General features: G+C 73.4%; 18 protein-coding genes and 1 pseudogene. 11 read left to right on the forward strand and 8 right to left on the reverse strand.

What is annotated here, in order from left to right:
- Nucleotides 1-331 precede the first annotated feature (331 nt).
- The gene (locus tag DLJ47_RS19625; protein WP_146228147.1) at nt 332-1,237 is read left to right on the forward strand and encodes an endonuclease domain-containing protein; all 906 of its coding nucleotides are present in this window, start codon (nt 332-334) and stop codon (nt 1,235-1,237) included.
- A gap of 167 nt (nt 1,238-1,404) precedes the next feature.
- Here the strand turns inward: DLJ47_RS19625 and DLJ47_RS19630 are convergent, their stop codons facing one another.
- The 4 genes and pseudogenes from DLJ47_RS19630 to DLJ47_RS19645 form a co-directional block, all read right to left on the reverse strand.
- Nucleotides 1,405-2,349, reverse strand: a complete 945-nt coding sequence (locus DLJ47_RS19630) for an ABC transporter substrate-binding protein (RefSeq protein WP_109901436.1) — start codon at nt 2,347-2,349, stop codon at nt 1,405-1,407.
- Between the two features lie 329 nt (nt 2,350-2,678).
- Nucleotides 2,679-3,443, reverse strand: a pseudogene (locus DLJ47_RS19635) (ABC transporter ATP-binding protein); the annotation flags it as partial.
- A gap of 62 nt (nt 3,444-3,505) precedes the next feature.
- Nucleotides 3,506-4,606 (reverse strand): FecCD family ABC transporter permease, encoded by a 1,101-nt coding sequence (locus tag DLJ47_RS19640; RefSeq protein WP_233257906.1) that lies wholly within the window; start codon nt 4,604-4,606, stop codon nt 3,506-3,508.
- Nucleotides 4,603-5,649, reverse strand: a complete 1,047-nt coding sequence (locus DLJ47_RS19645; protein ID WP_109901438.1) for a FecCD family ABC transporter permease — start codon at nt 5,647-5,649, stop codon at nt 4,603-4,605. Before DLJ47_RS19645 ends, DLJ47_RS19640 begins: the two co-directional genes overlap by 4 nt.
- Nucleotides 5,650-5,802: 153 nt before the next feature.
- On the opposite strand from DLJ47_RS19645, the gene DLJ47_RS19650 reads away from it, so the two are divergent.
- Complete coding sequence (locus DLJ47_RS19650) at nt 5,803-6,162, forward strand: YciI family protein (RefSeq protein WP_109901462.1); 360 nt, start codon at nt 5,803-5,805, stop codon at nt 6,160-6,162.
- 68 nt (nt 6,163-6,230) lie between these two features.
- Here DLJ47_RS19650 and DLJ47_RS19655 read toward each other — a convergent pair whose 3' ends face one another.
- Complete coding sequence (locus DLJ47_RS19655) at nt 6,231-6,671, reverse strand: cytidine deaminase family protein (protein ID WP_109901440.1); 441 nt, start codon at nt 6,669-6,671, stop codon at nt 6,231-6,233.
- Between the two features lie 310 nt (nt 6,672-6,981).
- Here DLJ47_RS19655 and hrpA point away from each other — a divergent pair, with 310 nt between their 5' ends.
- Complete coding sequence (gene hrpA / locus DLJ47_RS19665) at nt 6,982-11,040, forward strand: ATP-dependent RNA helicase HrpA (RefSeq protein ID WP_109901442.1); 4,059 nt, start codon at nt 6,982-6,984, stop codon at nt 11,038-11,040.
- A 13-nt stretch (nt 11,041-11,053) separates the two neighbouring features.
- Here hrpA and DLJ47_RS19670 read toward each other — a convergent pair whose 3' ends face one another.
- Nucleotides 11,054-11,980: a LysR family transcriptional regulator gene (locus DLJ47_RS19670; RefSeq protein ID WP_109901444.1), complete on the reverse strand. Its 927-nt coding sequence runs from the start codon at nt 11,978-11,980 to the stop codon at nt 11,054-11,056.
- 35 nt (nt 11,981-12,015) lie between these two features.
- On the opposite strand from DLJ47_RS19670, the gene DLJ47_RS19675 reads away from it, so the two are divergent.
- From DLJ47_RS19675 to DLJ47_RS19705, 7 genes are all read left to right on the forward strand, one after another.
- Complete coding sequence (locus DLJ47_RS19675) at nt 12,016-12,747, forward strand: succinate dehydrogenase cytochrome b subunit (RefSeq protein ID WP_088994991.1); 732 nt, start codon at nt 12,016-12,018, stop codon at nt 12,745-12,747.
- Between the two features lies 1 nt (nt 12,748).
- Nucleotides 12,749-14,686 (forward strand): fumarate reductase/succinate dehydrogenase flavoprotein subunit, encoded by a 1,938-nt coding sequence (locus DLJ47_RS19680; protein WP_109901446.1) that lies wholly within the window; start codon nt 12,749-12,751, stop codon nt 14,684-14,686.
- Nucleotides 14,683-15,444, forward strand: coding sequence for a succinate dehydrogenase/fumarate reductase iron-sulfur subunit (locus tag DLJ47_RS19685; RefSeq protein ID WP_109901448.1), 762 nt, complete (start codon nt 14,683-14,685; stop codon nt 15,442-15,444). Before DLJ47_RS19680 ends, DLJ47_RS19685 begins: the two co-directional genes overlap by 4 nt.
- Nucleotides 15,445-15,624: 180 nt before the next feature.
- On the forward strand, nt 15,625-16,809 hold the full coding sequence (locus DLJ47_RS19690; RefSeq protein WP_109901450.1) for a zinc-dependent alcohol dehydrogenase: 1,185 nt from the start codon (nt 15,625-15,627) through the stop codon (nt 16,807-16,809).
- Nucleotides 16,806-17,750 carry an SDR family NAD(P)-dependent oxidoreductase gene (locus DLJ47_RS37655; RefSeq protein ID WP_109901452.1) on the forward strand — a complete coding sequence of 315 codons (945 nt, stop codon included), beginning with the start codon at nt 16,806-16,808 and terminating at the stop codon, nt 17,748-17,750. Before DLJ47_RS19690 ends, DLJ47_RS37655 begins: the two co-directional genes overlap by 4 nt.
- An 87-nt stretch (nt 17,751-17,837) precedes the next feature.
- Complete coding sequence (locus DLJ47_RS19700; protein ID WP_199235913.1) at nt 17,838-18,854, forward strand: serine hydrolase; 1,017 nt, start codon at nt 17,838-17,840, stop codon at nt 18,852-18,854.
- A gap of 113 nt (nt 18,855-18,967) precedes the next feature.
- Nucleotides 18,968-20,113, forward strand: coding sequence for an MBL fold metallo-hydrolase (locus tag DLJ47_RS19705; RefSeq protein ID WP_109901456.1), 1,146 nt, complete (start codon nt 18,968-18,970; stop codon nt 20,111-20,113).
- Nucleotides 20,114-20,188: 75 nt separating this feature from the next.
- Here the strand turns inward: DLJ47_RS19705 and DLJ47_RS19710 are convergent, their stop codons facing one another.
- Nucleotides 20,189-21,700, reverse strand: a complete 1,512-nt coding sequence (locus tag DLJ47_RS19710; protein WP_109901458.1) for a deoxyguanosinetriphosphate triphosphohydrolase family protein — start codon at nt 21,698-21,700, stop codon at nt 20,189-20,191.
- A 71-nt stretch (nt 21,701-21,771) separates the two neighbouring features.
- Complete coding sequence (locus DLJ47_RS19715) at nt 21,772-22,917, reverse strand: acyltransferase family protein (protein ID WP_158289851.1); 1,146 nt, start codon at nt 22,915-22,917, stop codon at nt 21,772-21,774.
- A gap of 165 nt (nt 22,918-23,082) precedes the next feature.
- On the opposite strand from DLJ47_RS19715, the gene DLJ47_RS19720 reads away from it, so the two are divergent.
- Nucleotides 23,083-25,391 (forward strand): Tex family protein (locus tag DLJ47_RS19720; protein ID WP_109901464.1); only part of this gene is annotated, 2,309 nt, incomplete at its 3' end.

Here is a 25,391-nt window from a genome sequence, read left to right on the forward strand (position 1 = left end):
ATAAGAGACAGCCCCGACGGGTTTCCCGCCCCAGGAAGCCTTCCGCCCGCGCCTCCGACACCCACCCGCGTGGCCCCCGTCCACTCGCTGACCAGTAAGATCGCGCTGTATCAATGAAGTAGTGGCCTCCCAGCCGTAGGAGGCCACTACTTCGTTGTTAGGGCGCGATCTCTTGCCGGACCGATGCGGAGACCGTTGCCGGGCAGTGCGCCGGCCGTTCCCGGGGCAGTGCGCCGGCCGTTCCCGGGGCAGTGCGCTGGCCGTTCCCCGGGCGGGCGGAGTTATCCACAGGGGTCAGCGCGGACGGCCGCGATCGGTCAGCGTGGACGGCATGCCGAAGGCCCCTCGCCGTCCGCCCCAGTTGCGCGGCCGGATCTTCCGTGGTTCGGTCGCCGTCTCCAGCGGCCTGCTGACCCGCAACGACCTGCGCAGCTCGGCCTGGCGGCCGCTGTTCCGCGACGTCTACGCCGACGCCCACCTCACGGTGACCCACCGCACCCGGTGTTCAGCGGTCGCCCGATGGTTGGTGCCGCCGGGCTCGGCCATCGCGGGTCGCTCGGCAGCCGCCCTCTACGGCGTCGGGCGGCTCGCGTCGACGGAGCCGGTCGAGGTGCTGGTGCCGACGACCGCCCGCACGGGGCCGGCGGCCGGCCTGCGAGTCCGGCACGCTTGCACGGATCCCGGCGACATCGTCGACCGGGCTGGCATCCCGGTCACGAGCGCGACCCGGACCTGCTGGGACGTGGCCCGTTGGCTCGATGTGGTGGAGGCCATCGTGGTGATCGACGGGCTGCTCGCCCGCCGGCTCACCGACCGCGCGGCGCTGCGCGAGTACGCCCTGAACCGGGCGGGCCGCCGCGGGTGGCGGTCGCTGTTGCGGGCCGTGGACCTGGCCGACCCGGGCGCCGAGTCGCCGCAGGAATCCCGCGCCCGGGTTCGGCTGGTGCTGGCCGGGCTGCCCCGCCCGGAGACGCAGTACGTCGTCGCCGACGCGGGCCGCTTCGTCGCCCGACTCGACCTGGCCTGGCCCCAGTTCAAGGTCGCTGTCGAGTACGACGGGCTCTGGCACGACGACCCCGAACAGTTCCACCGGGACCGCCGTCGCCTCAACCAGCTGCTCGGCGACGAGTGGATCGTCCTGCACCTGACCGCCCGGCGCCTCCGCGACGACTTCGACGGCTTCGTCGCCGAGGTCCGGGCCGCCCTGCGCACCCGGGGCCACCGCCCACGCGGGTAACCACGGATCGCGCGACAACCCGCAAGACCGCGCCGATGACTCCACAAGATCGCGCCGATGACCCACAAGATCGCGCTACAACATGGATGTAGTGGCCTCACATCGGGTGTGAGGCCACTACATCCCGGATCGAGCGCGATCTTGCGGCGGCGACGGAGCGCCTTGGGTCAGGCGGTGAGGTACTTCTGGAGGTCGTCGAGGATCTTGTTGGCGGCGCCGACGCCGATGCCGGTCATCCAGATCTCGTCCGAGACCACGTACGTCTTGCCGGCCTTGACCGCCGACAGGCCCTTCCAGAGGCTGCCCGTGGTGACCTTGGCCTGCTCGCCGGCGGCCTTCTCGCCGTACGCCGTCACGAAGATGACGTCGCCGTCGACCTCGTTGACCCGCTCCGGGCTGACCAGGTCGAACCGCTTGTCCTCCTTGTTCGCCAGCTGCTGCCGCTCGGGGCGGCCCAGCCCGGTGTCGCCGATGACGATGCCGGAGAAAGAGTCCGGGCCGTAGACCCGGATGTTGCCCGGAACGAAGCGGACGATGGAGATCTTGCGGTTGGCCGCGTCGCCGAGCTTGGTGCCGAACTCCTTGGCCCGCGTCTCGTACGTGGTCAGCAGGTCCTTGGCCTGCTGCTCCTTGCCGAGCGCCTTGCCGTCGAGGAGGAAGTTCTCCTTCCAGGTGATGCCCACCTTCTCGGTGAAGACGGTCGGCGCGATGGCGGCAAGCTCGTCGTAGAACTTCTCCTGGCGGAACTTGCTGCCCAGGATCAGGTCCGGCTTCAGGGCGTTGATCGCCTCCAGGTCGGGCTCGGTGAGCACCCCGACCTCCTTGATGCCGGCGAGCTTGTCCTCGCCGAAGTAGGTCGGCCAGCTCCGCGCCTCGCCGGCGGTGGCGGCGCCGACCGGCGTGATGCCGAGGGAGAGCGCGGTGTCGATCTTGTCGGTGTCGAGCACGACGACGCGCTTCGGCTCGGCCGGCACCTTGGTGGTGCCCATGGCGTGGGTGATCTCCCGGGTCTCCCCGGTGGTGGTGCCGGCGACCGGGTCGCTCTCACCGCAGGCGGTGAGGCCGACGCCGAGGGCGAGCGCCGCGGTGAGGGCGGCGGCGAGACGACGCATCAGATTCCTTCCGAGGGGTACGAGCCGGCGAGAGCGTTCCCGCCGACGGCTGGGGCGGCGCCGGACGACCCGGCACCGGAGTCGGTGCCACCGGCCGGGGCGGCACCTGGGGTGGCGCCGGACGGCGCGACACCGGAGGAACTCGAACCGACCGGGGCGGCCTCCGAGGACACGGCGCCGCCCGGACCGGCAGCACCACCGGACGCGGCTGCACCACCGGACCCGGCGGCGCCAGCGGAGGCGGCGGCGCCAGCGGATCCGTCGGGTGCGGCGGATCGGTCGGCCGGGGTGGACTGCGCCGGCGGGGTGGCCAGGGTCGGGCTGGTGAGCGCGGGCACCACCAGCGGCGCCCCGGTGACCGGGCAGGGCACGACCACGCAGTCGAGGCCGAAGACGTCCCGGACCAGGTCGGCGGTGAGGATCTCGCGGGGCGGCCCGGCGGCCACCACGGCACCGGCCCGCATCGCGATCAGGTGATCGGCGTACCGGGCGGCCTGGTTGAGGTCGTGCAGCACGGCCACCACGGTGCGGCCGCGCTCGGCGCGCAGCCGGTGCAGCAGGTCCAGCACCTCGACCTGGTGAGCGAGGTCGAGGAAGGTGGTCGGCTCGTCGAGCAGCAGCGCCTCGGTGTCCTGGGCGAGGGTCATCGCGATCCACACCCGCTGCCGCTGGCCGCCGGAGAGGGTGTCCACCGGCCGGTCGGCCAGGCCGGCCACGTCAGCGAGCGCCATCGCCCGGTCGACCGCCGCGCTGTCCTGCTCCGACCACTGCCGCCACCAGCGCTGGTACGGCTGCCGGCCCCGACCGACCAGGTCGGCGACGGTGACGCCCTCGGGCACCAGCGGGCTCTGCGGCAGCACGGCGAGCCGGCGGGCGACCTCCCGGGTCGGCAGCTCCCGGATGGCCGTGCCGTCGAGCAGCACCGTGCCGAGGCGGGGGGTGAGCAGCCGGGCGAGGGTGCGCAGCAGGGTGGACTTGCCGCAGGCGTTCGGGCCCACGATGACCGTGAACGCGTCGGCGGGCAGTTCCAGGTCCAGCCCGTCCAGCACGGTCCGCTCGTCGTAGCCGGCGACCAGGTCGCGGGTGGAGAGCATCGCGCCTCCTTCGAGGGGTCGGCGGTCGGGGGCCTGGCCACGACGGCCGGGCTCGGCGGGCGTCACGACGACCGCCGGCGGCCGCGGAGCAGCAGGAACATCAGGTAGGGGCCGCCGATGGCGGCGGTGAGCACCCCGGCGGGCAGCTGGGTGGGGGCGAACAGCCGCCGGCCGGCCAGGTCGGCCAGCACCAGCAGCAGCGCGCCGAGCAGCGCGGCGCAGACCAGCGGCGGGCGCTCCGCGCGGACCAGCCGCCGGGCCAGCTGCGGGGCGACCAGGGCGACGAAGTCGACCGCGCCGACCTGGGCGGTGACCGACGCGGCGGCGAGCACCCCGGTCACCGCGAGCCCGATCCGGCGGGCCACCGGACGCAGCCCGATCCCCCGGGCGGTGTCGTCGTCCAGCGCCGAACTGTTCAGCGCCCAACCGGCCCAGAGCAGCACCGGCAGCAGCGCCAGCAGGGTGAGCGCGATCCAGGCGGTCTCGGTCCAGCCCTTGCCGGCGAGCGTGCCGATCAGCCAGATCTGCGCCCGCAGCCCGTCGATCGGATCGGCGGTGAGCATGACCACCTCGGTGAGCGCCCGCAGCGCGAAGGCGACCGCCACGCCGGCGAGCACGAACCGCTGCGCGGCCAGCCCGTGCCGGGCGCCGAGGACGAGCAGCAGCAGCGCGGCGGCCAGCCCGCCGGCCAGCGCGGCGGGCGCCACCACCACCGCGGCCGCGCCGGTGGTCAGCGCCACGGTGGCGGCCAGACCGGCGCCCTGCGTGATGCCGATGACGTCCGGGCTGGCCAGCGGGTTGCGGGCCACGCTCTGGATCAGGGTGCCGGCCACCCCGAACGCCGCGCCGGCCACCGCGGCCAGCACCAGCCGGGGCAGCCGCAGGTCGAAGACCACCAGGTCGTACGGGGTGCCGGCGCCGGAGAGGGCGCGCAGCACGTCGGCCGGCGCGACGTACGGGGTGCCGAGGGAGAGGCTGAGCACCCCGGCGGCCAGCAGCAGCACGACCAGCGTGGCGGCGACCAGCACCGAGCGGCGGCGCACCTGCAGACTGACCGGGCCGACCCGCAGCAGCGAGCGGCCGGGCAGGCCGGCGACCCCGGGGCCGGCGGTCTTCGGCTCGGCGGCCGGGACGGGCGCGACGGGACGGGCGGGGGCGCTCACGCGGTCACCACCTTGGCGCGGCGGACCAGGAAGGCCAGCAGTGGGGCGCCGATCAGCGCGGTGACGATGCCGGCCGGCACCTCCCCGGGCGGGGCGACGAGCCGGCCGATCACGTCGGCGCCGAGCAGCAGCGCCGGACCGAGCAGCGCGGAGACGGCGAGGGTCCACCGGTGGTCGGCGCCGACCAGGGCCCGGGCCAGGTGCGGCACGGCGAGCCCGACGAACGCGATCGGCCCGGCGGCGGCGACCGCCGCCCCGGTGAGCAGCACGGCCGCCGCGCCACCGCCGAGGCGGACCAGCCCGATCCGGTGCCCCAGGCCGCGGGCGACGTCGTCGCCGAGGGCGAGCGCGTCCAGGCCGCGGGCGACCAGGGCGGCCAGCGCGAGCCCGGCGAGCACGAACGGCAGCACCTGGGCGGCCACCGTGAGGTCCCGGCCGGTCAGCCCGCCGACCACCCAGAACCGGTACTCCTCGAAGGTGCGGGCGTCGATGCTGAGCAGCGCGTACACCACGGAGGCGAGACTGGCGTCGAGGGCCGCGCCGACCAGCGCGAGGGTGACCGGGCTGGCGCCCTCGCGGGCGCGGCTGGCGACGGCGAAGACCAGCAGCCCGGCCAGCAGCGCGCCGCCGATGCCGAACCAGACGTAGCCGGCGAGGGTGCCGACGCCGAAGACCGAGATGGCCAGCACCACGCCGGTCGACGCGCCGGCGCTGATGCCGAGGATCCGGGGCTCGGCGAGGGGGTTGCGGGTGAGCGCCTGGAACAGCACCCCGGCGACCGCCAGCGCGAGCCCGACGGCGAGCCCCAGGGCGGTACGCGGCATGCGCAGTTCCCGGACGATGGTGCTGGCCTCGCCGCCGTCCGGGGCGGTCAGCGCGTGCCAGACCTGGTCGACGGGGAGCGGCCGGCTGCCCAACGCGAAGCTGGCCAGTACGGCGAGGAGCAGGGCGAGCGCGGCGGCCAGGGTGACCGCCACCCGGCGGCCGCCACGGCCGCCGGTCCGGCCGCCGGCGGGCGCCGGTCGGGTGGCGAGGGTGGTCACTGATCTCCTGCACGTTCGCGCTTAGGTACGCCTTACCTTAGCCGACCGACTTAGCCTGGCCTAACTCGCCGGCGTCGATCCGCCGCCCTCCCGAGCAGGGCGGACAGCGCCGGTTCGGGGCGCGGCGGGCCCGCTCCGCCCTAGGGTGTGGGCATGCGATTCGACCAGCACACGGTCGTGCTCCTGGTCCGCCCGCCGGACGCCCCGGACCTGCCGCTCGACGCGCTCGACCGGTTGCAGGACGCGCACCTGGCGCACCAGGCGGGGCTGGTGGAGCAGGGGCTCGTCCTGGCCGCCGGCCCGTTCGTGGACGCCGACGACGAGCGGCTGCGCGGTTTCGTCGTCCTGTCGGTCAGCCCGGACGAGGCCCGCGAGCTGTATCACAACGACCCGGCGGTGCGGGCCGGCCGGCTGGCCGTCGAGGTGATGAGCTGGCTGGTGCCGGAGGGCAACCTACGCTTCGAGAGCGTGCCGCTGCCGCGGTCGATGCTGGAGGCCGCCGCCGGCGACTGACCGGCGCCGGACACCGGAGCCGGAGCCGAACGACCGCCGACAAACGCCGGGCGGTGGACGCCGGGCGGTCAGTCTCCGGTGCGCGGCGCGGGCGCCGGGTCGACCGGCGCGTCGAGCTGGTGGTCGGCCCAGACGTACGTCTCGGGCAGCAGTTCGCCGACCGGCACCACGCGCAGCGCGTCCGGCGGGCCGACGATCACCCGCAGGTCGGGGAAGTAGTCCCGCAGCACCTGCCGGCAGCGCCCGCACGGCGGGATCACCCCGCGCCCCCGGTCGCCCACCGCGACGATGGTCTCCAGCTCGGTCACGCCCTGGGTGGCGGCCGCGCCGATCGCCACCACCTCGGCGCACGGGCCGCCGGTGAAGTGGTAGACGTTCACCCCGCTGAAGACCCGGCCGTCGGCGCTGCGGACGGCCGCGGCCACCGTGTGGTTCTCGCTGCGACAGCGCAACTTGGCGACCGCCGTGGCGGCCTGCACCAGCGCCCGGTCGGTCTCGCGCATCGTCATCCCGCTCCCCCCGCTTCGATCGGCGGTCAACTCTAGACCGGGCGACCAGCCGGCGAGGCTGGCGGCTCGGGCGCCGGACACGGCGGCACCGCTCAGCGGCACCGCCCGCACGGACGCCGGACACGGCGGCACGGGCGGCAGCACCGCCCGGCGGCACGTGCGCCGGGCACGGCGGCACGCCGGCACGGCGGCACGGCGGCACGGCCACGCGGCACGGGTGCCCGGGCCCCGGCGGCGTCCCGCGCAGCGGCCGGTGCGGCCGGTAACCCAGGGGCGGCGCCCGGCCCGGCTGCCTATCCTTGGCCACGACATGCAGAATCCAGCCGCACCCGCCGCGACCGACGTCCGCGACCTGCACCGCCGCCTGAACCCGCTGATGTTCCGCGACCAGCGCCGCCTCCAGCGGCGGCTGGACGGGGTGCGGAAGCTGCGGGACCCGCAGCGTCGGGAGTCGGCGCTCGCCGAGATCGCCGCCGACGTGACGGCGGCGGAGCTGCGGCTGGAGTCCCGTCGGGCTGCGGTGCCCGTGATCACCTACCCGGCCGGGTTGCCGGTCAGCGAGCGCTCCGACGACATCGCGGCCGCGATCCGCGACCACCAGGTGGTGATCGTGGCCGGCGAGACCGGCTCCGGCAAGACCACCCAGCTGCCGAAGATCTGCCTGGAGCTGGGGCGCGGCGTGCACGGGCTGATCGGGCACACCCAGCCGCGCCGGCTGGCCGCCCGGACGGTGGCCGACCGGATCGCCGAAGAGCTCGGCACGGAGCTGGGCGACGTGGTCGGCTACAAGGTGCGCTTCACCGACCAGGTCAGCGACCGCAGCCTGGTCAAGCTGATGACCGACGGCATCCTGCTGGCGGAGCTGCAGACCGACCGGATGCTGCGCCAGTACGACACGTTGATCATCGACGAGGCGCACGAGCGCAGCCTCAACATCGACTTCATCCTCGGCTACCTCAAGCAGCTCCTGCCCCGCCGCCCCGACCTGAAGGTGATCATCACCTCGGCGACCATCGAGACCGACCGGTTCGCCAGGCACTTCGCCGGACCCCCGACCGAGGACGCGCCCGACGGGAAGCCCGCGCCGATCGTCGAGGTGTCCGGGCGGACGTACCCGGTGGAGGTGCGGTACCGGCCACTGATCGAGGTCAGCGAGGCCGACGAGGAGGACGCCGACGACGAGGAGAACGTCCGGGACCAGATCCAGGCGATCGGCGACGCGGTCGAGGAACTGGCCGCCGAGGGGCCCGGCGACATCCTGGTCTTCCTCAGCGGCGAGCGGGAGATCCGGGACACCGCCGAGGCGCTGGGCAAGCTGGTGCAGTCCAAGCGCGCGCTGCTCGGCACCGAGATCCTGCCGCTGTACGCCCGGCTCTCCACCGCCGAGCAGCACCGGGTCTTCGCCCCGCACTCCGGCCGCCGGGTGGTGCTGGCCACCAACGTGGCGGAGACCTCGCTGACCGTCCCCGGCATCAAGTACGTGGTGGACCCGGGCACCGCCCGGATCTCCCGCTACAGCAACCGGCTCAAGGTGCAGCGGCTGCCGATCGAGCCGATCTCCCAGGCGTCGGCCAACCAGCGCAAGGGGCGCTGCGGCCGCACCTCGGACGGCATCTGCATCCGGCTCTACGACGAGCAGGACTTCCTCTCCCGCCCGGAGTTCACCGACCCGGAGATCCTGCGCACCAACCTGGCCTCGGTCATCCTCCAGATGACCGCGATCGGGCTCGGCGACATCGCCGCCTTCCCGTTCATCGACCCGCCGGACCGGCGCAACATCACCGACGGCGTCAACCTGCTGCACGAGCTGGGCGGGCTGGACGTCACCGAGACCGACCCGGCGAAGCGGCTCACCCCGCTGGGCCGGCGGCTGGCGCAGCTCCCGGTCGACCCGCGGCTGGCCCGGATGGTGGTCGAGGGCGAGCGCAACGGCTGCGCCACCGAGGTGGTCGTGATCGCCGCCGCGCTGTCGATCCAGGACCCGCGGGAACGGCCGGCCGACAAGCAGGCCCAGGCCGACCAGGCGCACGCCCGGTTCACCGACCGCGAGTCGGACTTCGTCACGCTGCTCAACCTCTGGCGGCACCTGCGGGAGCAGCAGCGGGCGCTCTCCTCCAGCGCGTTCCGGCGGATGTGCAAGGCCGAGTTCCTCAACTACCTGCGGGTGCGCGAGTGGCAGGACATCGTCAGCCAGCTGCGCCAGGTGCTGCGTACCCCCGAGGGGGACGGGCGGGGACGCGGCCGGCGCGGCGCACCGGAGGCCGCGGCCGACGGTGGCCGGCGCAGCGCCGCCGGCGCGGACCTGCCGGAGGAGATCGACACCCCGAAGGTGCACCAGTCGCTGCTGGCCGGCCTGCTCTCCCACGTCGGGCTGAAGGACGCGCAGAAGAACGAGTACCTGGGCGCCCGGGGGGCGAAGTTCGCGCTCTTCCCCGGCTCGGCGCTGTTCCGCAAGCCGCCGCGCTGGGTGATGGCCGCCGAGCTGGTGGAGACCTCCCGGCTCTGGGGTCGGGTCGCCGGCCGGATCGAGCCGGAGTGGGTCGAGCCGCTCGCCCAGCACCTGGTGAAGCGCAGCTACAGCGAGCCGCACTGGGAGAAGAAGCAGGCGGCGGTGATGGCGTACGAGAAGGTCACCCTCTACGGCGTTCCGCTGGTCACCGCCCGCAAGGTCAACTTCGGCCGGATCGACCCGGCGCTGAGCCGCGAGCTGTTCATCCGGCACGCGCTGGTCGAGGGCGACTGGTCCACCCACCACCAGTTCTGGCGGGACAACCAGCGGCTGCTGACCGAGATCGAGGAGCTGGAGCACCGGGCCCGGCGGCGGGACATCCTGGTCGACGACGAGACGATCTTCCAGTTCTACGACGAGCGGATCCCGGCCGACGTGGTCTCCGGCCGGCACTTCGACGCGTGGTGGAAGAAGACCCGGCGGGACCGGCCGGAGCTGCTCACCTTCACCCGCGAGCTGCTGGTCAACGCCGGCCGGGGCGGGGTGGACGAGGCCGACTACCCCGACGAGTGGTCCGCCGACGGGGTGAGCCTGCCGCTGACCTACCGGTTCGAGCCGGGCACCCCGACCGACGGGGTGACCGTGGACATCCCGCTGCCGCTGCTCAACCAGGTGCCGGCGGAGAGCTTCGACTGGCAGGTGCCGGGGCTCCGCGAGGAGCTGGTGGTCGCGCTGATCCGGTCGCTGCCCAAGGCGGTGCGCCGCAACTTCGTCCCGGTGCCCGACTACGCCCGGGCGGCGCTGGCGGCCATGCCGGCCGGCGAGGAACCGCTGCTCGACGCGCTGACCCGGCAGCTGCGCCGGATGACCGGGGTGACCGTGCCCCGGGACGCGTGGGACCTGGAAAAGCTGCCGCCGCACCTGCGGGTCAGCTTCCGGGTACTCGACGAGGAGAACCAGCCGGTCGCCGAGGGCAAGGACCTGCCGGCCCTGCAACGCCAGCTCAAGGCGGAGGTACGCCAGGTGGTGGCGGCCGCCGCGCCGGACGTCGCCCGGACGGGCCTCCGTGAGTGGAGCATCGACGACCTTCCTCGCACCATCGAGCAGGTCCGTGCCGGCTACGCGGTGACCGCGTACCCGGCGCTGGTGGACGAGGGCGCCACGGTCGGGGTGAAGGTGTTCGACTCGCCGGCCGAACAGGAGGCCGCGCACTGGGCCGGCACCCGGCGACTGCTGCGGCTGACCGTGCCCTCGCCGGCGAAGTTCCTCCAGGGGCGGCTGTCGAACGAGGCGAAGCTGGCGCTGAGCCGCAACCCGCACGGCGGGGTGCAGGCGCTCATCGAGGACGCCGCCGGGGCGGCGATCGACAAGCTGGTCGGCGACGCCGGTGGGCCGGCCTGGGACGCCGACGGGTTCGCCGCGCTGCGCGAGAAGGTGCGCGCCGACCTGGTGGACACCGTCGTCGAGGTGATGGACCGGGTACGCCGGGTGCTCGCCGCCGCGTACGCGGTGGAGCAGCGGCTCGGCCGGACCCAGAACCTGGCAGTGGTGGCCGCGCTGGCCGACATCCGGGCCCAGCTCACCGGCCTGGTGCACGCCGGCTTCGTCACCGAGACCGGGTACGCCCGGCTGCCCGACCTGCTGCGCTACCTGACCGCGATCGAGCGGCGGCTGGACCGGCTGCCGGGCAACCCGCAGCGGGACAAGCAGCAGCAGGACCGGATCGCGGTGGTGTGGAAGGAGTACCAGGACCTGCTCGCCGCCCTGCCGCCGACGAGGCGGACCTCGGCGGCGGTCCGGCAGATCCGCTGGATGATCGAGGAGCTGCGGGTGAACGTCTTCGCCCAGGCGCTGGGCACCCCGTACCCGGTCTCCGAGCAGCGCATCTACCGGGCGATGGACGAGGCCGAGGGCCGCTGACCCCGCCGACCGGCTACGCCAGGGGCTCGACGCCGGCCGGGAGCTGGCCCTCGGCGGTCGCGTCGCGGACGTAGTCGAGCAGGATCCGGCGCAGCTCCCGCCCGGCGTGGGTGGGCACCACGTCCCGGCGGCGAGCCACCGCGATGGTCCGGGTCACCCCGGGCGGCGCCAGCCGGGTGAACCGGACGCCCGGGCGGCGGGCGATGCCCGGCACCAGCGCGACGCCCAGCCCGGCTTCGACGAAGCTGAGCACCGCGTCCATCTCGCCGCCGTCGACCGCGACGGTCGGCTCGAAGCCGGCCGACCGGCACGCCTGGAGGGTGGCGTCGCGCAGGTCGTAGCCCTCGCGGAACATCACCATCGGCTGGTCGCGCAGGTCGGTGATGAGCAGCCGACCGGTCGGCTTCGCGGCGGGCAGCTCCTCCACCGACGCCACCACCAGGCTCTCCCGCAGGATCGGGTCGGCCCGCAGGCCCGGGTCGATGCCCTGCGCGGGCATGATGATCAGGGCCAGGTCGAGGTCGCCGCGGAGCAGGTCGCGGACCAGGTCCTGCGAGCCGCCCTCCTCGACCCGCAGGTCGATGGTGGGGTGCGCGTCACGGAACCGGCGCAGCACCGGCGGGGCGAGCGAGGTGGCCAGGCTCGGGGTGGCGCCGAGCCGGACCCGGCCCCGCCGCAGCCCGACCAGCTCCTGCACCTCGCGGGTGGCGGTGTCGACGTCGGCGAGGATCCGCTTGGCCAACGGCAGCAGTACCTCGCCGGCCGCGGTGAGGCTGATGTTGCCCCTTACCCGCTCGAAGAGCGGGGCCCCGAGGTCGGTCTCCAGGGCGTGAATTTGCTTACTCAACGAAGGCTGGGTTATCCCGACGATGTCGGCGGCTTGGGTGAAATGTCGTACTTCTGCGACCGCCACGAAGTACCGGAGCTGATGGAGCTGCATCTACATAGCTTATGGCTATCAAGACTACGAGGTCGATGCATTGGACGACTGATCAAACTGCTCCTAGCGTCGGTCGGGTGGTAGTCACGAGAACACGGTCGCCCATCCGCTCCAATGTCGGCCTCAAGGCCGTCATGGCGGTGACGGGCATCATCCTGGTGCTGTTCCTGATCCTGCACATGCTCGGCAACCTGAAGGTGTTCACGGGGGAGACCTCGTTCGACCACTACGCGCACTGGCTGCGCGACATCGGCAAGCCGCTGCTGCCGGGCGTCTGGTTCCTCTGGATCCAGCGCGGCGCGCTGACCATCGCCGTCGTGGCGCACATCGCCGCCGCCACCATGCTGGCCCGGCGCTCCCGCGCCGCCCGTCCGGTCCGGTACGCGCACCGCCCGAAGGTGCAGGGCAGCTACGCGGCCCGCACGATGCGCTGGGGCGGGGTGATCATCCTGCTCTTCGTGATCTACCACCTGCTGGACCTGACCACCGGCCACCTCAACCCGGTCGGCGACCCGAGCAAGCCGTACGCCAACGTCGTCGCCGACTTCGCGCCGGAGCGCTGGTACGTCACGCTCTTCTACACCCTGGCGATCGTCGCGCTCGGCTTCCACCTGCGGCACGGGGCGTTCAGCGCGTTCCGCAGCCTCGGCCAGCAGACCCCGAAGGGCGAGCGCCGGGCGCGCACCGCGGCGCTGGTCTTCGCCGTCGCGCTCTGCGCCGGCTTCCTGGTGGTCCCGTTCGCCGTACTCACCGGATTGGTGTCCTGACATGGATCTCTACACCGAGGGCGACCCGATCGCCGACACCAAGGCTCCCGACGGCCCGATCGAGACCCGCTGGGAACGCCGCCGCTTCGACGCCAAGCTGGTCAACCCGGCCAACCGGCGGAAGATGACGGTGATCGTGGTCGGCACCGGCCTGGCCGGCGGCTCGGCCGCCGCCACGCTCGCCGAGCAGGGCTACCGGGTCAAGTCCTACTGCTACCAGGACAGCCCGCGCCGGGCGCACTCGATCGCCGCCCAGGGCGGCATCAACGCCGCCAAGAACTACCGCAACGACGGCGACTCGGTGCACCGGCTCTTCTACGACACGGTCAAGGGCGGCGACTTCCGCTCCCGCGAGTCGAACGTGCACCGGCTGGCCGAGGTCTCGGTCAACATCATCGACCAGTGCGTGGCGCAGGGCGTCCCGTTCGCCCGCGAGTACGGCGGCCTGCTGGACACCCGCTCGTTCGGCGGCGCCCAGGTGCAGCGCACCTTCTACGCCCGGGGCCAGACGGGCCAGCAGCTGCTGCTCGGCGCGTATCAGGCGCTGGAGCGGCAGATCGGCCTGGGCAACGTGGAGATGAACGCCCGGCACGAGATGCTTGAGCTGATCGTCGTCGACGGCAAGGCCCGGGGCATCGTGGTCCGGGACCTGGTCACCGGCGAGATCACCACCGAGTTCGCGGACGCCGTCGTGCTCGCCTCCGGCGGCTACGGCAACGTCTTCTACCTCTCCACCAACGCCAAGGGCTGCAACGTCACCGCCACCTGGCGGGCGCACCGCAAGGGCGCGTACTTCGCCAACCCCTGCTACACCCAGATCCACCCGACCTGCATCCCGGTCTCCGGCGACCACCAGTCGAAGCTGACCCTGATGAGCGAGTCGCTGCGCAACGACGGCCGGGTGTGGGTGCCGAAGGCCAAGGGCGACACCCGCGGCCCGAAGGACATCCCCGAGGACGAGCGGGACTACTACCTGGAGCGGATCTACCCCTCCTTCGGCAACCTGGTGCCCCGGGACATCGCCTCCCGGGCGGCGAAGAACGTCTGCGACGAGGGGCGCGGCGTCGGCCCGACCGGGCTCGGCGTCTACCTCGACTTCGCCGACGCGATCCAGCGGCTCGGCCGCAAGGCCATCGAGGCCAAGTACGGCAACCTCTTCGAGATGTACGAGCGGATCACCGGCGAGGACCCGTACGAGGTGCCGATGCGGATCTACCCCGCCGTGCACTACACGATGGGCGGCCTCTGGGTCGACTACGACCTGCAGTCCACCATCCCCGGCCTGTTCGTGATCGGTGAGGCAAACTTCTCCGACCACGGCGCCAACCGGCTCGGCGCCTCGGCGCTGATGCAGGGCCTGGCCGACGGCTACTTCGTGCTGCCGAACACCATCGCCAACTACCTGGCCGCCGGCCCGTTCGAGAAGGTCGACGGCAGCCACCCGGCGGCGGTGGAGGCGCGGCGCGACGTCGAGGACCGGATCCAGCGGCTGCTGGCGGTCAACGGCGACCGGACCGTCGACTCGTTCCACCGCGAACTGGGCCAGATCATGTGGGAGCACTGCGGCATGGAGCGCAGTGAGGCCGGGCTGCGCAAGGCGATCGACGAGATCCGGGCCCTGCGCGAGCAGTTCTGGCAGCGGGTCCGGGTGCTCGGCGACGGCGACGGGCTCAACCAGTCGCTGGAGAAGGCCGGCCGGGTGGCCGACTTCTTCGAGCTGGCCGAGCTGATGTGCATCGACGCCCTGCACCGCGAGGAGTCCTGCGGCGGCCACTTCCGGGCCGAGCACCAGACGCCGGACGGTGAGGCGCAGCGCGACGACGAGCGGTTCGCCTACGTCGCGGCCTGGGAGTTCACCGCCACCGGCGAGCCCTCGGTGCTGCACAAGGAAGACCTGAAGTTCGAATACGTCCACCCCACGCAGCGGAGCTACAAGTGAACCTGACCCTGCGCATCTGGCGCCAGTCCGGCCCCGAGGACAAGGGTCGGATGGTGACCTACCAGGTCGACGACGTCTCCCCGGACATGTCGTTCCTGGAGATGCTCGACGTGCTCAACGAGCGGTTGATCCTCAACGGCGAGGAGCCGGTGGCGTTCGACCACGACTGCCGCGAGGGCATCTGCGGCATGTGCGGCCTGATGATCAACGGCAACGCGCACGGGCCGCAGCGCGGCACCACCGCCTGCCAGCTGCACATGCGGCAGTTCTCCGACGGCGACACGATCGACATCGAGCCGTGGCGGGCCCGGGCCTTCCCGGTGATCAAGGACCTGGTGGTCAACCGCGGCGCGTTCGACAAGATCATCGCGGCCGGCGGCTACATCACCGCGCCGACCGGCAGCGCCCCCGAGGCGCACTCGGTGCCGGTGGCCAAGGCCAACGCGGACGCCGCCTTCGAGTCGGCGGCCTGCATCGGCTGCGGCGCCTGCGTGGCGGCCTGCCCGAACGGCTCGGGCATGCTCTTCACCGCGGCGAAGGTCACCCAGCTCTCGCTGCTGCCGCAGGGCCAGCCCGAGCGGTACACCCGGGTGATCGGCATGGTCGACGCGCACGACGAGGCCGGCTTCGGCGGCTGCACCAACGCCGGCGAGTGCACGGTGGTCTGCCCGAAGGGCATCCCGCTGAACACCATCGGCCGGCTGAACCGGGACTACCTGAAGGCCACCGCCAAGCGGGGCGACACCCCCGGCTCCTGAACCTGGCGGCTCGTCGGACGGGCCGCCGCACTCCCCGATCGGGAGCGCGGCGGCCCGTCCCCCTTTTCCCCGCTCTCCCGGCCGAGCCACGGCTCGGCCGGGGACCGCCCGCCCGCCGGCCGGTTCAACCCCGCCTGCCGGGGTAGCACCCGGGGGACGCGCGCGCGAAGGGAATCGGGCATGAAGGCACTGACCTGGCAGGGCAAGCGGGACGTACGGGTGGAGGAGGTGCCCGACCCGCGCATCGAGGAGCCGACCGACGCGGTCATCCGGGTCACCTCCACCGCGATCTGCGGCTCCGACCTGCACCTGTACGAGGTGCTCGGGCCCTACCTGAAGCCCGGCGACGTGCTCGGCCACGAGCCGATGGGCATCGTCGAGGAGGTCGGGTCCGGGGTGACCCGGCTCAAGTCCGGCGACCGGGTGGTGGTGCCGTTCAACATCGCCTGCGGCTCCTGCTGGATGTGCGACCGCCAGCTGTACGCGCAGTGCGAGACCACCCAGGTCACCGCGCAGGGCAAGGGCGCCGCGCTGTTCGGCTACACCTCGCTCTACGGGTCGGTGCCCGGCGGGCAGGCCGAGTACCTGCGGGTGCCGCACGCCGGGTTCGGCCCGATCAAGGTGCCGGCGACCGGCCCCGACGAGCGCTGGCTGTACCTCTCCGACATCCTCCCCACCGCCTGGCAGGCGGTGAAATACGCCGACACCCCGCCGGGCGGCACCCTGGCCGTCTTCGGGCTGGGCCCGGTGGGCCAGTTCTGCGCCCGGATCGGGCGGCACCTCGGCGCGGGCCGGGTGATCGGGCTCGACCTGGTGCCGGAGCGGCTGGCGATGGCCCGCCGGCACGGCATCGAGGTGCTCGACGTCAGCGAGTTGGACGACGTGCCGAGCACGCTGATCGACCTGGTCGACGGGCGCGGCCCGGACGCGGTGATCGACGCGGTCGGCATGGAGGCGCACGGCGCGCCGCTGGGCAAGCTCGCCCAGACCGCCGCCGGGCTGCTGCCGGACGCGCTCGCCCGGACGATGACCGACAAGGTCGGCGTGGACCGGCTCGTCGTGCTCAAGGCCGCACTCAAGGCGGTCCGCCGCGGTGGCACCGTCTCCGTCTCCGGGGTGTACGGCGGCGAGGTCGACCCGCTGCCGCTGATGGAGATGTTCGACCGGGGCGTGCAGCTGCGGATGGGGCAGTGCCACGTGCGCCGCTGGGTCGACGAGATCATGCCGCTGCTCGCCGACGACGCCGATCCGCTGGGCGTGGCTGACCTGCGTACCCACCGGATGCCGCTGGCGCGGGCGCCGCAGGCGTACGAGATGTTCCAGAAGAAGGAGGACGGCTGCGTCAAGGTCGTGCTCGAACCGTGAGCCGGGTCGTGGTGGTCACCGGCGCCACCAGCGGGATCGGCCGGGCGGCGGCCCGGGCCTTCGCCGAGCGCGGGGACCGGCTGGTGCTCGCCGCCCGCTCCCCCGCCACCCTCGCCGAGGTACGCGACGAGTGCGCCGCCGCCGGCGCCCAGGCGCTGGACGTACCGACCGACATCACGGCCGACGGCGCGGTCGACGCGCTCGCGGACGCGGCGGTGGACCGGTTCGGCCGCGTCGACGTCTGGCTGCACACCGCGGCGGTGATGGCGTACGGCCGGTTCGAGGAGACCCCGGCGCGGGTCTTCGAGCAGGTGGTACGCACCGACCTGCTGGCCGCCGCGGCGGTGGCCCGGGTGGCGCTGCGCCGGTTCCAGGCCGCCGGTGGCGGCACGCTGATCCTCGTCGGCTCGGTGCTGGGGCACATCACCGCCCCCTACCTGAGCGGCTACGTGGCGAGCAAGTGGGGGTTGCAGGGGCTGGCCCGGGTGTTGCAGCAGGAGGCCCGGGACACCCCCGGCGTCGAGGTCTGCGTGGTCAGTCCGGGCAGTGTGGACACCCCGGTCTACCAGCGGGCCGCGAACCACCTGGGTCGGCTCGGCCGCCCACCCCTGCCGGTCACCACCCCGGAGCGGGTCGCCCGGGCCATCCTGGACTGCGCCGACCGGCCCCGCCGGGAGGTCTCCGTGGGCCGGGCCAACGTGGTGATGCGGGTCGGCTTCACCGCGCTGCCCGGCGTCTACGACGTCCTGGTCGGGCCGCTGATGCGGCTGCTCGCGCTGACCGACCGGCGGACCCCGCCGCGCGACGGGGTGGTGTTCGCTCCGGACCCGTCCAGCGAGGTGGTCCGCGGCGGCTGGCTGCCCGACCTCGGGCAGCTGGCCCGCGCCGTCGGCGGCCTGCCCGGCGCGGTCGGATCGGCGCTGCGGCGGCGGCCGTGGTGAGCACGGGATCACCCGCTTCGATCTCTTCCCCTATGGTGGCCGGAGGACACGATCCGCGCCGGACGGGAGAGACGATTGGCCATCAGAGTGAACCGCAGGACCGCACTGGGCATCGGCACGGTGGCCACCGCCGGCACGGTGCTGGGTGGCGCCGTGCCCGCCGCCGCTGACCCGGGATCGTCGGCCGTCGCCGGCCGCTCCGCCCGGGTCAACGCCCGACCGGAACTGGTCGCGCCGCTGATCGAGGCGGCCTACCTGCGGGAGACGACGACGGCCGGCGGGAACTGGCAGGCCTACCTCAGCCTGGCCACCGCCGACGGGCCGCTGGAGGTCGTGGCCGACTCGCCCGACCAGGTGCTCGAGGCCTACAGCGTGAACAAGATCGCGGTCGCGGTGGCGGTGCTCGACAAGGTTGACCGGGGGCTGCTCACGCTGGACCAGCGGGTCGACGTGACCGCCGCGATCGTGGTGCCGGGCGGGGACGGCATCTTCAGCCTGGACAACGCCTACCCCAGCTCGGTCACCCTCGGCCACGCGCTGGCCGCCCTGCTGACCGTCTCGGACGACACCGCGGTACGCCTCTGCGGCCTGGTCTGCCCGGCTGCCGAGCTGAACAGCATCCTGGTGGCCAAGGGCTTCCCGAAGACGCAGGTGCAGCCGGTGGCCAACCCGAACCGGTTCTTCCTCGGCACCAGCACGCCCCGGGAGACGCACGACCTGCTGCGGGCGCTGGTCGCCGGCACCCTGCTCACGCCGGCCTCCACCGCGTTCCTGCTCAAGCTGCTGCGCTCCCCCATCGCGTTCAACGAGGGGATCCGGCGCACCACCTCGTCGGCTGAGCGGGCCCGGATCGCCACCAAGGCCGGCTGGTTCGCCGACGCCCGGCACGAGGCCGGTGTGATCTTCGACGCCGCCGGGGCGCCGCTGGTGACGTACGTGCTCTTCGCCGACGGGCAGGCCGACCCGGACAACTACGGCGCCACCCACCCCGCAGTGACGGCCCGGGCCCGGCTGGGCCGGCGGATGCTGGACGTGACGGCCAACCTCACCGGCGCCGGGGTGACCCACCGGCTGGCCGCCCAGCGGCCGAGCAACGGCGGCTGAGCCGCCCGCGTGCCGCCGTGACCGCCGTGACCGCCGTGGCCGCCCGATTCGCCCGGCCACGGCGGTGCCACGGTGGCTACCGTGTAGGGCGGGAGACGGCGGAGGGGACGGCGATGCGGCGACCAGTGGGGCGATCGGAACTCGACCAGGCGCGGGGGCGCCGACTGCGCGGCGGCGTCGGGCTGGCCGCGCTCGCCGGGCTGGCCTGGGTCGCCCGGGACGTGCCGGCGGCGCTCGGTGGCCGGCTCACCGGGGCCCGGGCCGAGCGGGCCGCCCGCTCGCCGCAGTTCCGCGACGGCACCTTCCACAACCGGGCGAGCACCCGGACGATGGTCGCCGACCCCGGCCGCAACCTGCTCTGGGAACTGGTCTTCGGCAAGCAGCAGCGCCGGCCCCGCTCGGCAGTGCCGCTGCTGCGCCCGGCCGAACCGCCGGCCACCGACGCCGACCGCCAGCTGAACGTCGTCTGGTACGGCCACGCCTCCGCGCTGATCGAGATCGAGGGCCGGCGGGTGCTGCTCGACCCGGTGTGGAGCGAGCGCTGCTCACCGTCGGCCGTGGTCGGCCCGCGCCGGCTGCACGAGCCCCCGGTACGGCTCGACGAACTGCCGCCGGTCGACGCGATCCTGATCTCCCACGACCACTACGACCACCTCGACATGGCCACCGTGCGAGCGCTGCTGGCGAGCCAGTCCGCGCCGTTCCTGGTGCCGCTCGGGGTCGGCGCGCACCTGGACCGCTGGGGCGTACCGGCGGACCGGATCGTCGAGCTGGACTGGTCGGAGTGCCACCGGCTGGCCGGGCTGGAGATCACCGCCACCGCCGCCCAGCACTTCTCCGGGCGGGGGCTGCGCCGCGACGGCACGCTGTGGAGCTCGTGGGTGATCGCCGGGGCGCGGCGGAAGGTCTTCTACACCGGTGACTCCGGCTACTTCGACGGGTACGCCGAGATCGGCGCGGAGCACGGCCCGTTCGACGTGACCCTGATGCAGATCGGCGCGTACGACCGGGCCTGGCCGAGCATCCACATGTTCCCCGAGGAGGCGGTCAGCGCCCACCTGGACCTGCGCGGCGGGCTGCTGATCCCGGTGCACTGGGCCACCTTCAACCTGGCCCTGCACGACTGGTCCGAGCCGGTGGACCGGCTCTGGGCCGAGGCCAAGGCGCGCGACGTGCGGCTGGCCGTACCGCGGCCGGGCGAGCGGGTGGTGGTGGACGACCCGCCCGCGGTGGACGGCTGGTGGCAGTCGGTCGCCTGAGCGGTCCCCGGGCGCGCCGCACGGCCGCTGCCCGGACGCCGGGGCACGGCGGAGCGCCGGCCCCCCGGCCGGCGGTCAGAGCACGAAGGCGTCGGTCCAGAGGGCGCCGGAGCGGCCGGAGAGCGCGTCCAGCATGGCGACCGCCTGGTTGTCGGTGAGCTGCGCGACGAAGTCGACGATGGCCCGCCCCCGGGCCTTGCCGATCCGGTCCGGGGTACGCGGATGCAGCTCCGCCTCGGCCAGCTCGACCAGATCGTGCAGCCGGCGCGGCAGCCGGGACTCCTCCTCGGGATCGAGCAGCCAGTCCAGCAGCGCCTCCACCAGCGTGCCCAGCAGCCGGGCCTGACCGCGCTGGTGCAGGGCCAGGTCGGGCCGGGCCAGCACGAACCGGTGGTGGACGAACTTGAGCACCTGCACCTCGTGCCACTGTGCCGGGGCCAGCAGCACGTGCCCGGAGCGCACCGAGGGGTGCTCCACCACGGTGATCGCGTCGACGAACCGGGTGGTCCACCGGGCGGAGAAGCGGGCCACGTACTGCTCCGCCTCGATCGAGCCGTCGAACGGCACCGCGAGCAGCCCCTCCACCAGTTCCTCGCGGACGTGCTCGACGGCGGCGGCGAACGCCTCGTCGTCGGCGACCCAGGCGTCCTTGCGGTGCAGCTGCCGGCGCAGCCGCTCGATCGCCGCGCCGGGCCGGCGGGCCGCGCTGCCCAGGGCGGCGTCGGTGATGGCCCGGAAGTGCCCGCTCTCGCGCTGCCAGGCCATCAGCTCGGCGGCCACCGCCCCCTGCTGGAGCACACCGACCCGGTAGAAGTCCTCCACGTCGTGGATGGCGTACGCGATGTCGTCGGCGGTGTCCATCACGGATGCCTCGACGGTCTGCTGCCAGTCCGCGATCCGGCCGACGAACGGCTCCCGGGCCTGGCGCAGGTCGTCCACCTCGGTCCGGTACGCGCCGAACTTCGCCGAGCCGCTGGCCGGGTCGTCCGGCGGCGGGGTGGCGCCACGCGGCGGCGGCTCCATCAGCCGGGGGTGCGGGTCGGGGTGGTCCAGCCGGGTCCACGGGTACTTCAGCAGCGCCGCCCGGACGGCCGCGGTCAGGTCCAGGCCGGTGGTCGCCGCGCCCCGGATCTCGGTGCTGGTGACGATCCGGTACGACTGCGCGTTGCCCTCGAATCCGTCGGCGAGCCCCAGCCGGTGGCGGGCCAGCCGGTCCAGCACCCGCTCCCCGAGGTGCCCGAACGGCGGGTGGCCGAGGTCGTGCGCCAGCGCGGCCGCCTCCACCACGTCCGGATCGCAGCCACCGAGCTTCGCCAGCAGATCGCGGTACTCGCCGTCGGCGGTGAGCCGTTCGGCGATCGCCCGGGCCACCTGGGCGACCTTCAGGCTGTGGGTGAGCCGGTTGTGCACCAGCAGGCCGGCGCCGACCGGGCTGATCACCTGGGTGACCCCGCCGAGGCGGGCGAAGAACGGCGAGCCGACGATCCGGTCGCGGTCCGACCGGAACGGACTCGTCGCCAGGTCGCCGAGGGCCCGGGCGCTACCGCCGAAGAGCCGCCGAGCGCGGGGGTCCGCAGGCGTTTCCATGATCGCAACGCTAGCGGGTCGGCCACGAAAATGGCGGGGGTGACGAAGCCCCGCCGTCGACGACAAGGACGCTAGCCAGCCTGCGGTGCCGGCTGCTCACGCTTCGTGCCCCCGCCCGCCCGGGAGCTGTACCGCTTGAGGCGCAGCGCTGGCTTCTCCACCAGGTGCCACGAGGCGAACGCCAGCGAGCAGGTGAGCCCGATGACCGCCGTGACCAGCACGGTGTCGCGAAAGTGCCCGGCGATACCCGACCAGATCAGCAGGTTGATCACGGGCATGTGCCAGATGTAGACGCCGAAGCTCAGGTCGCCCATCCGCTCGGTCATCCGGCGCAGCGCGGCGGGGCCGTAGTGGCCGAGCCAGAACAGCAGGTACGCCAGGGGCACCGCGACGGCGATGCCCACGACCATCGACCACTCCGTGGCCGTGTGGTGGCGTATCACGGTGCCGGCCGTGTAGAGCAGGACGCCGCCCGCGGCCAGGGTCCAGTGGTGCGGCAGCCTCGTCCAGATCCGGCCGAGCGCGATGCCGATGACGAAGAAGGCCAGCCAGGGCCAGAACGTCACGCCGAGCAACTTCCCGGCGAGCAGTTCGGTCGTCGGGCCGCCGAGGGCGGCCTGCAGCACGGTCCCGGTGACGCCGCCGGCGAACGCCAGCGCGACCATGGCCCGGAAGCCGATCCGATGGGCCAGCCACACCAGCCCCGGCAGCACCAGGTAGAAGCTGACCTCTACGGGGATGGTCCACAGGCTGCCGTTCAGCACCCCGACGCCGAATCCGCCGAAGAGGGCCGGGTGGTATACCGGAATCAGTGCCAGGTTGCTGACCGCCCAGGCCAGGAACGGCGTGCTGCCGATTGCGCCGATCGGAACGACCCGCAGGACCAGCAACACGGCGACCACGACGACGAAGTAGGCGTACAGCGCCGGGACGATCCGGAGAAACCTGTTACGCAGGTACTCCCGCATGGGTCGACCGTCCCGCCGGCACCGGTCGGCGGACGCGTAGACCATGCCGCCGCTGAGAATGAAGAAGGCCATCACTCCGTCGAAGAACCACAGGCCGTTGTCGTGGCGGTACCACAGGAATCCGGCACCGAGGTGGGTGTTCGCGTGCCCGACGACGACGGATACGGCGGCCAGCAGCCGAAGCGCGTCGAAGCAGTTCTGTCGCCGCTCGGTTCGGGGCGTGGTGATTGGCCCAGCGGTCAGGGTCACGTCGATACTCCCGGTACCTGGCTGTCACGGAGGGGCGAGCATGCCGGTCCGGTACACAGCGCCGCCCGGTGACCAACGATGTCGACCCGGGCCCGTAACGGACCTCGACCGGCAGCCGACCCTGAGGGAACCGCGCCGGAACCTTTCCGGCGCGGGGCCGGCACAATGCATTGCGGAACCCAGACCCGAAGGCGGATCGAGATCGTGACCCTCTCTGTTCATCAGCGGATCGCCGAGGAGCTCGGCGTCGCCGAGCGTCAGGTGCGGGCGGCCGTCGAGCTGCTCGACGGCGGCGCCACCGTGCCGTTCATCGCCCGGTACCGCAAGGAGGCCACCGGCCTGCTCGACGACACCCAGCTGCGCACCCTGGAGGAGCGGCTGCGCTACCTGCGCGAGCTGGACGAGCGACGGGCCGCTGTACTGGAGTCGATCCGCGGCCAGGGCAAGCTGGACGAGGCGCTGGAAGCGCAGATCATGGCCGCCGACTCCAAGTCCCGGCTGGAGGACATCTACCTGCCCTACAAGCCGAAGCGGCGGACCCGGGCGCAGATCGCCCGCGAGGCGGGGCTGGAGCCGCTGGCCGACACGCTGCTGGCCGACCCGTCCCGGGAGCCCCGGGAGGTGGCCGCCAGCTTCGTCGACGCCGACAAGGGGGTGGCCGACCCGGCAGCCGCGCTGGACGGCGCCCGGGCCATCCTGATCGAGCGGTTCGCCGAGGACGCGGACCTGATCGGGTCGCTGCGCGAGCAGATGTGGTCGCGGGGCCGGCTGGTCTCCCGGGTACGCGACGGGCAGGAGCAGGCTGGCGCGAAGTTCGCCGACTACTTCGACTTCGCCGAGCCGTACCCGAAGCTGCCGTCGCACCGGATCCTGGCGATGTTCCGGGGCGAGAAGGAGGGCGTGCTCGACCTGACGATGGATCCGGAGCCGGAGGGCGACTCCGACGCCGTGGCCACCGGACCGACCCGGTACGAGGCGGCCATCGCCGGCCGGTTCGGGATCACCGACCAGGGGCGCCCGGCCGACCGGTGGCTGGCCGACACGGTGCGCTGGGCCTGGCGTACCCGGATCCTCATCCACCTCGGCGCGGACCTGCGGATGCGGCTGTGGCAGGCTGCCGAGGAGGAGGCGGTCCGGGTCTTCGCCACGAACCTGCGCGACCTGCTGCTCGCCGCCCCGGCCGGCACCCGGGCGGCCATGGGCCTCGACCCGGGCCTGCGTACCGGGGTGAAGGTCGCCGTGGTGGACGCCACCGGCAAGGTGGTCGCCACCGACACGATCTACCCGCACGAGCCGTGCCGGCAGTGGGACGCCTCGATCGAGACGCTGGCCCGGCTCGCCGCGGCGCACCGGGTGGAGCTGGTCGCGATCGGCAACGGCACCGCCTCGCGGGAGACCGACAAGCTGGCCGCTGAGCTGATCAAGCGGCACCCGCAGCTCAACCTCACCAAGGTGGTGGTCTCCGAGGCCGGCGCGTCGGTCTACTCGGCGTCCGCGTACGCCGCGCAGGAGCTGCCCGGGCTGGACGTCTCGCTGCGCGGGGCGGTCTCCATCGCCCGACGCCTGCAGGACCCGCTCGCCGAGCTGGTCAAGATCGATCCGCGGTCGATCGGGGTCGGCCAGTACCAGCACGACCTGTCGGAGGTGAAGCTCTCCCGGTCGCTGGACGCGGTGGTGGAGGACTGCGTGAACGCGGTCGGGGTGGACGTGAACACCGCTTCCGCGCCGCTGCTGACCCGGGTCTCGGGCATCGGCGCCGGGCTGGCGGAGAACATCGTGCTGCACCGGGACGCCAACGGCCCGTTCCGTTCCCGGGCCGAGCTGAAGAAGGTGCCGCGGCTCGGCCCGAAGGCGTTCGAGCAGTGCGCCGGCTTCCTGCGCATCCCCGACGGCGACGACCCGCTGGACTCCTCCAGCGTGCACCCCGAGGCGTACCCGGTGGTCCGCCGGATCCTGGCGCACACGGGGCAGGACCTGCGGGCGCTGATCGGGAAGAGCGCCATCCTGCGCGGGCTGCGGGCCACCGACTTCGTCGACGAGACGTTCGGCCTGCCCACGGTCACCGACATCCTCGCCGAACTGGAGAAGCCGGGCCGCGACCCGCGGCCGGAGTTCCGCACCGCCACCTTCGTCGAGGGGGTGGAGAAGATCAGCGACCTGACGCCCGGCATGGTGCTGGAGGGCGTGGTCACCAACGTGGCCGCGTTCGGCGCGTTCGTGGACGTCGGGGTGCACCAGGACGGCCTGGTGCACGTCTCGGCGATGTCCCGGACGTTCGTCAAGGACCCCCGCGAGGTGGTCAAGTCCGGTGACGTGGTCCGGGTCAAGGTGCTCGACGTCGACGTGCCGCGCAAGCGGATCTCGCTGACCCTGCGACTGGAGGACGACGCGGAGCCGGGCGGCCGCCGGGAGCGTGGCGGCGGCCGCGGCGAGCAGGGCGGCCCGCGCGGCGGCCAGGGCGGCCAGGGCGGCCA

Origin of the sequence: Micromonospora sp. S4605 (assembly GCF_003176715.1) — a bacterium.
Taxonomy (GTDB): Bacteria; Actinomycetota; Actinomycetes; order Mycobacteriales; family Micromonosporaceae; genus Micromonospora; species Micromonospora echinaurantiaca.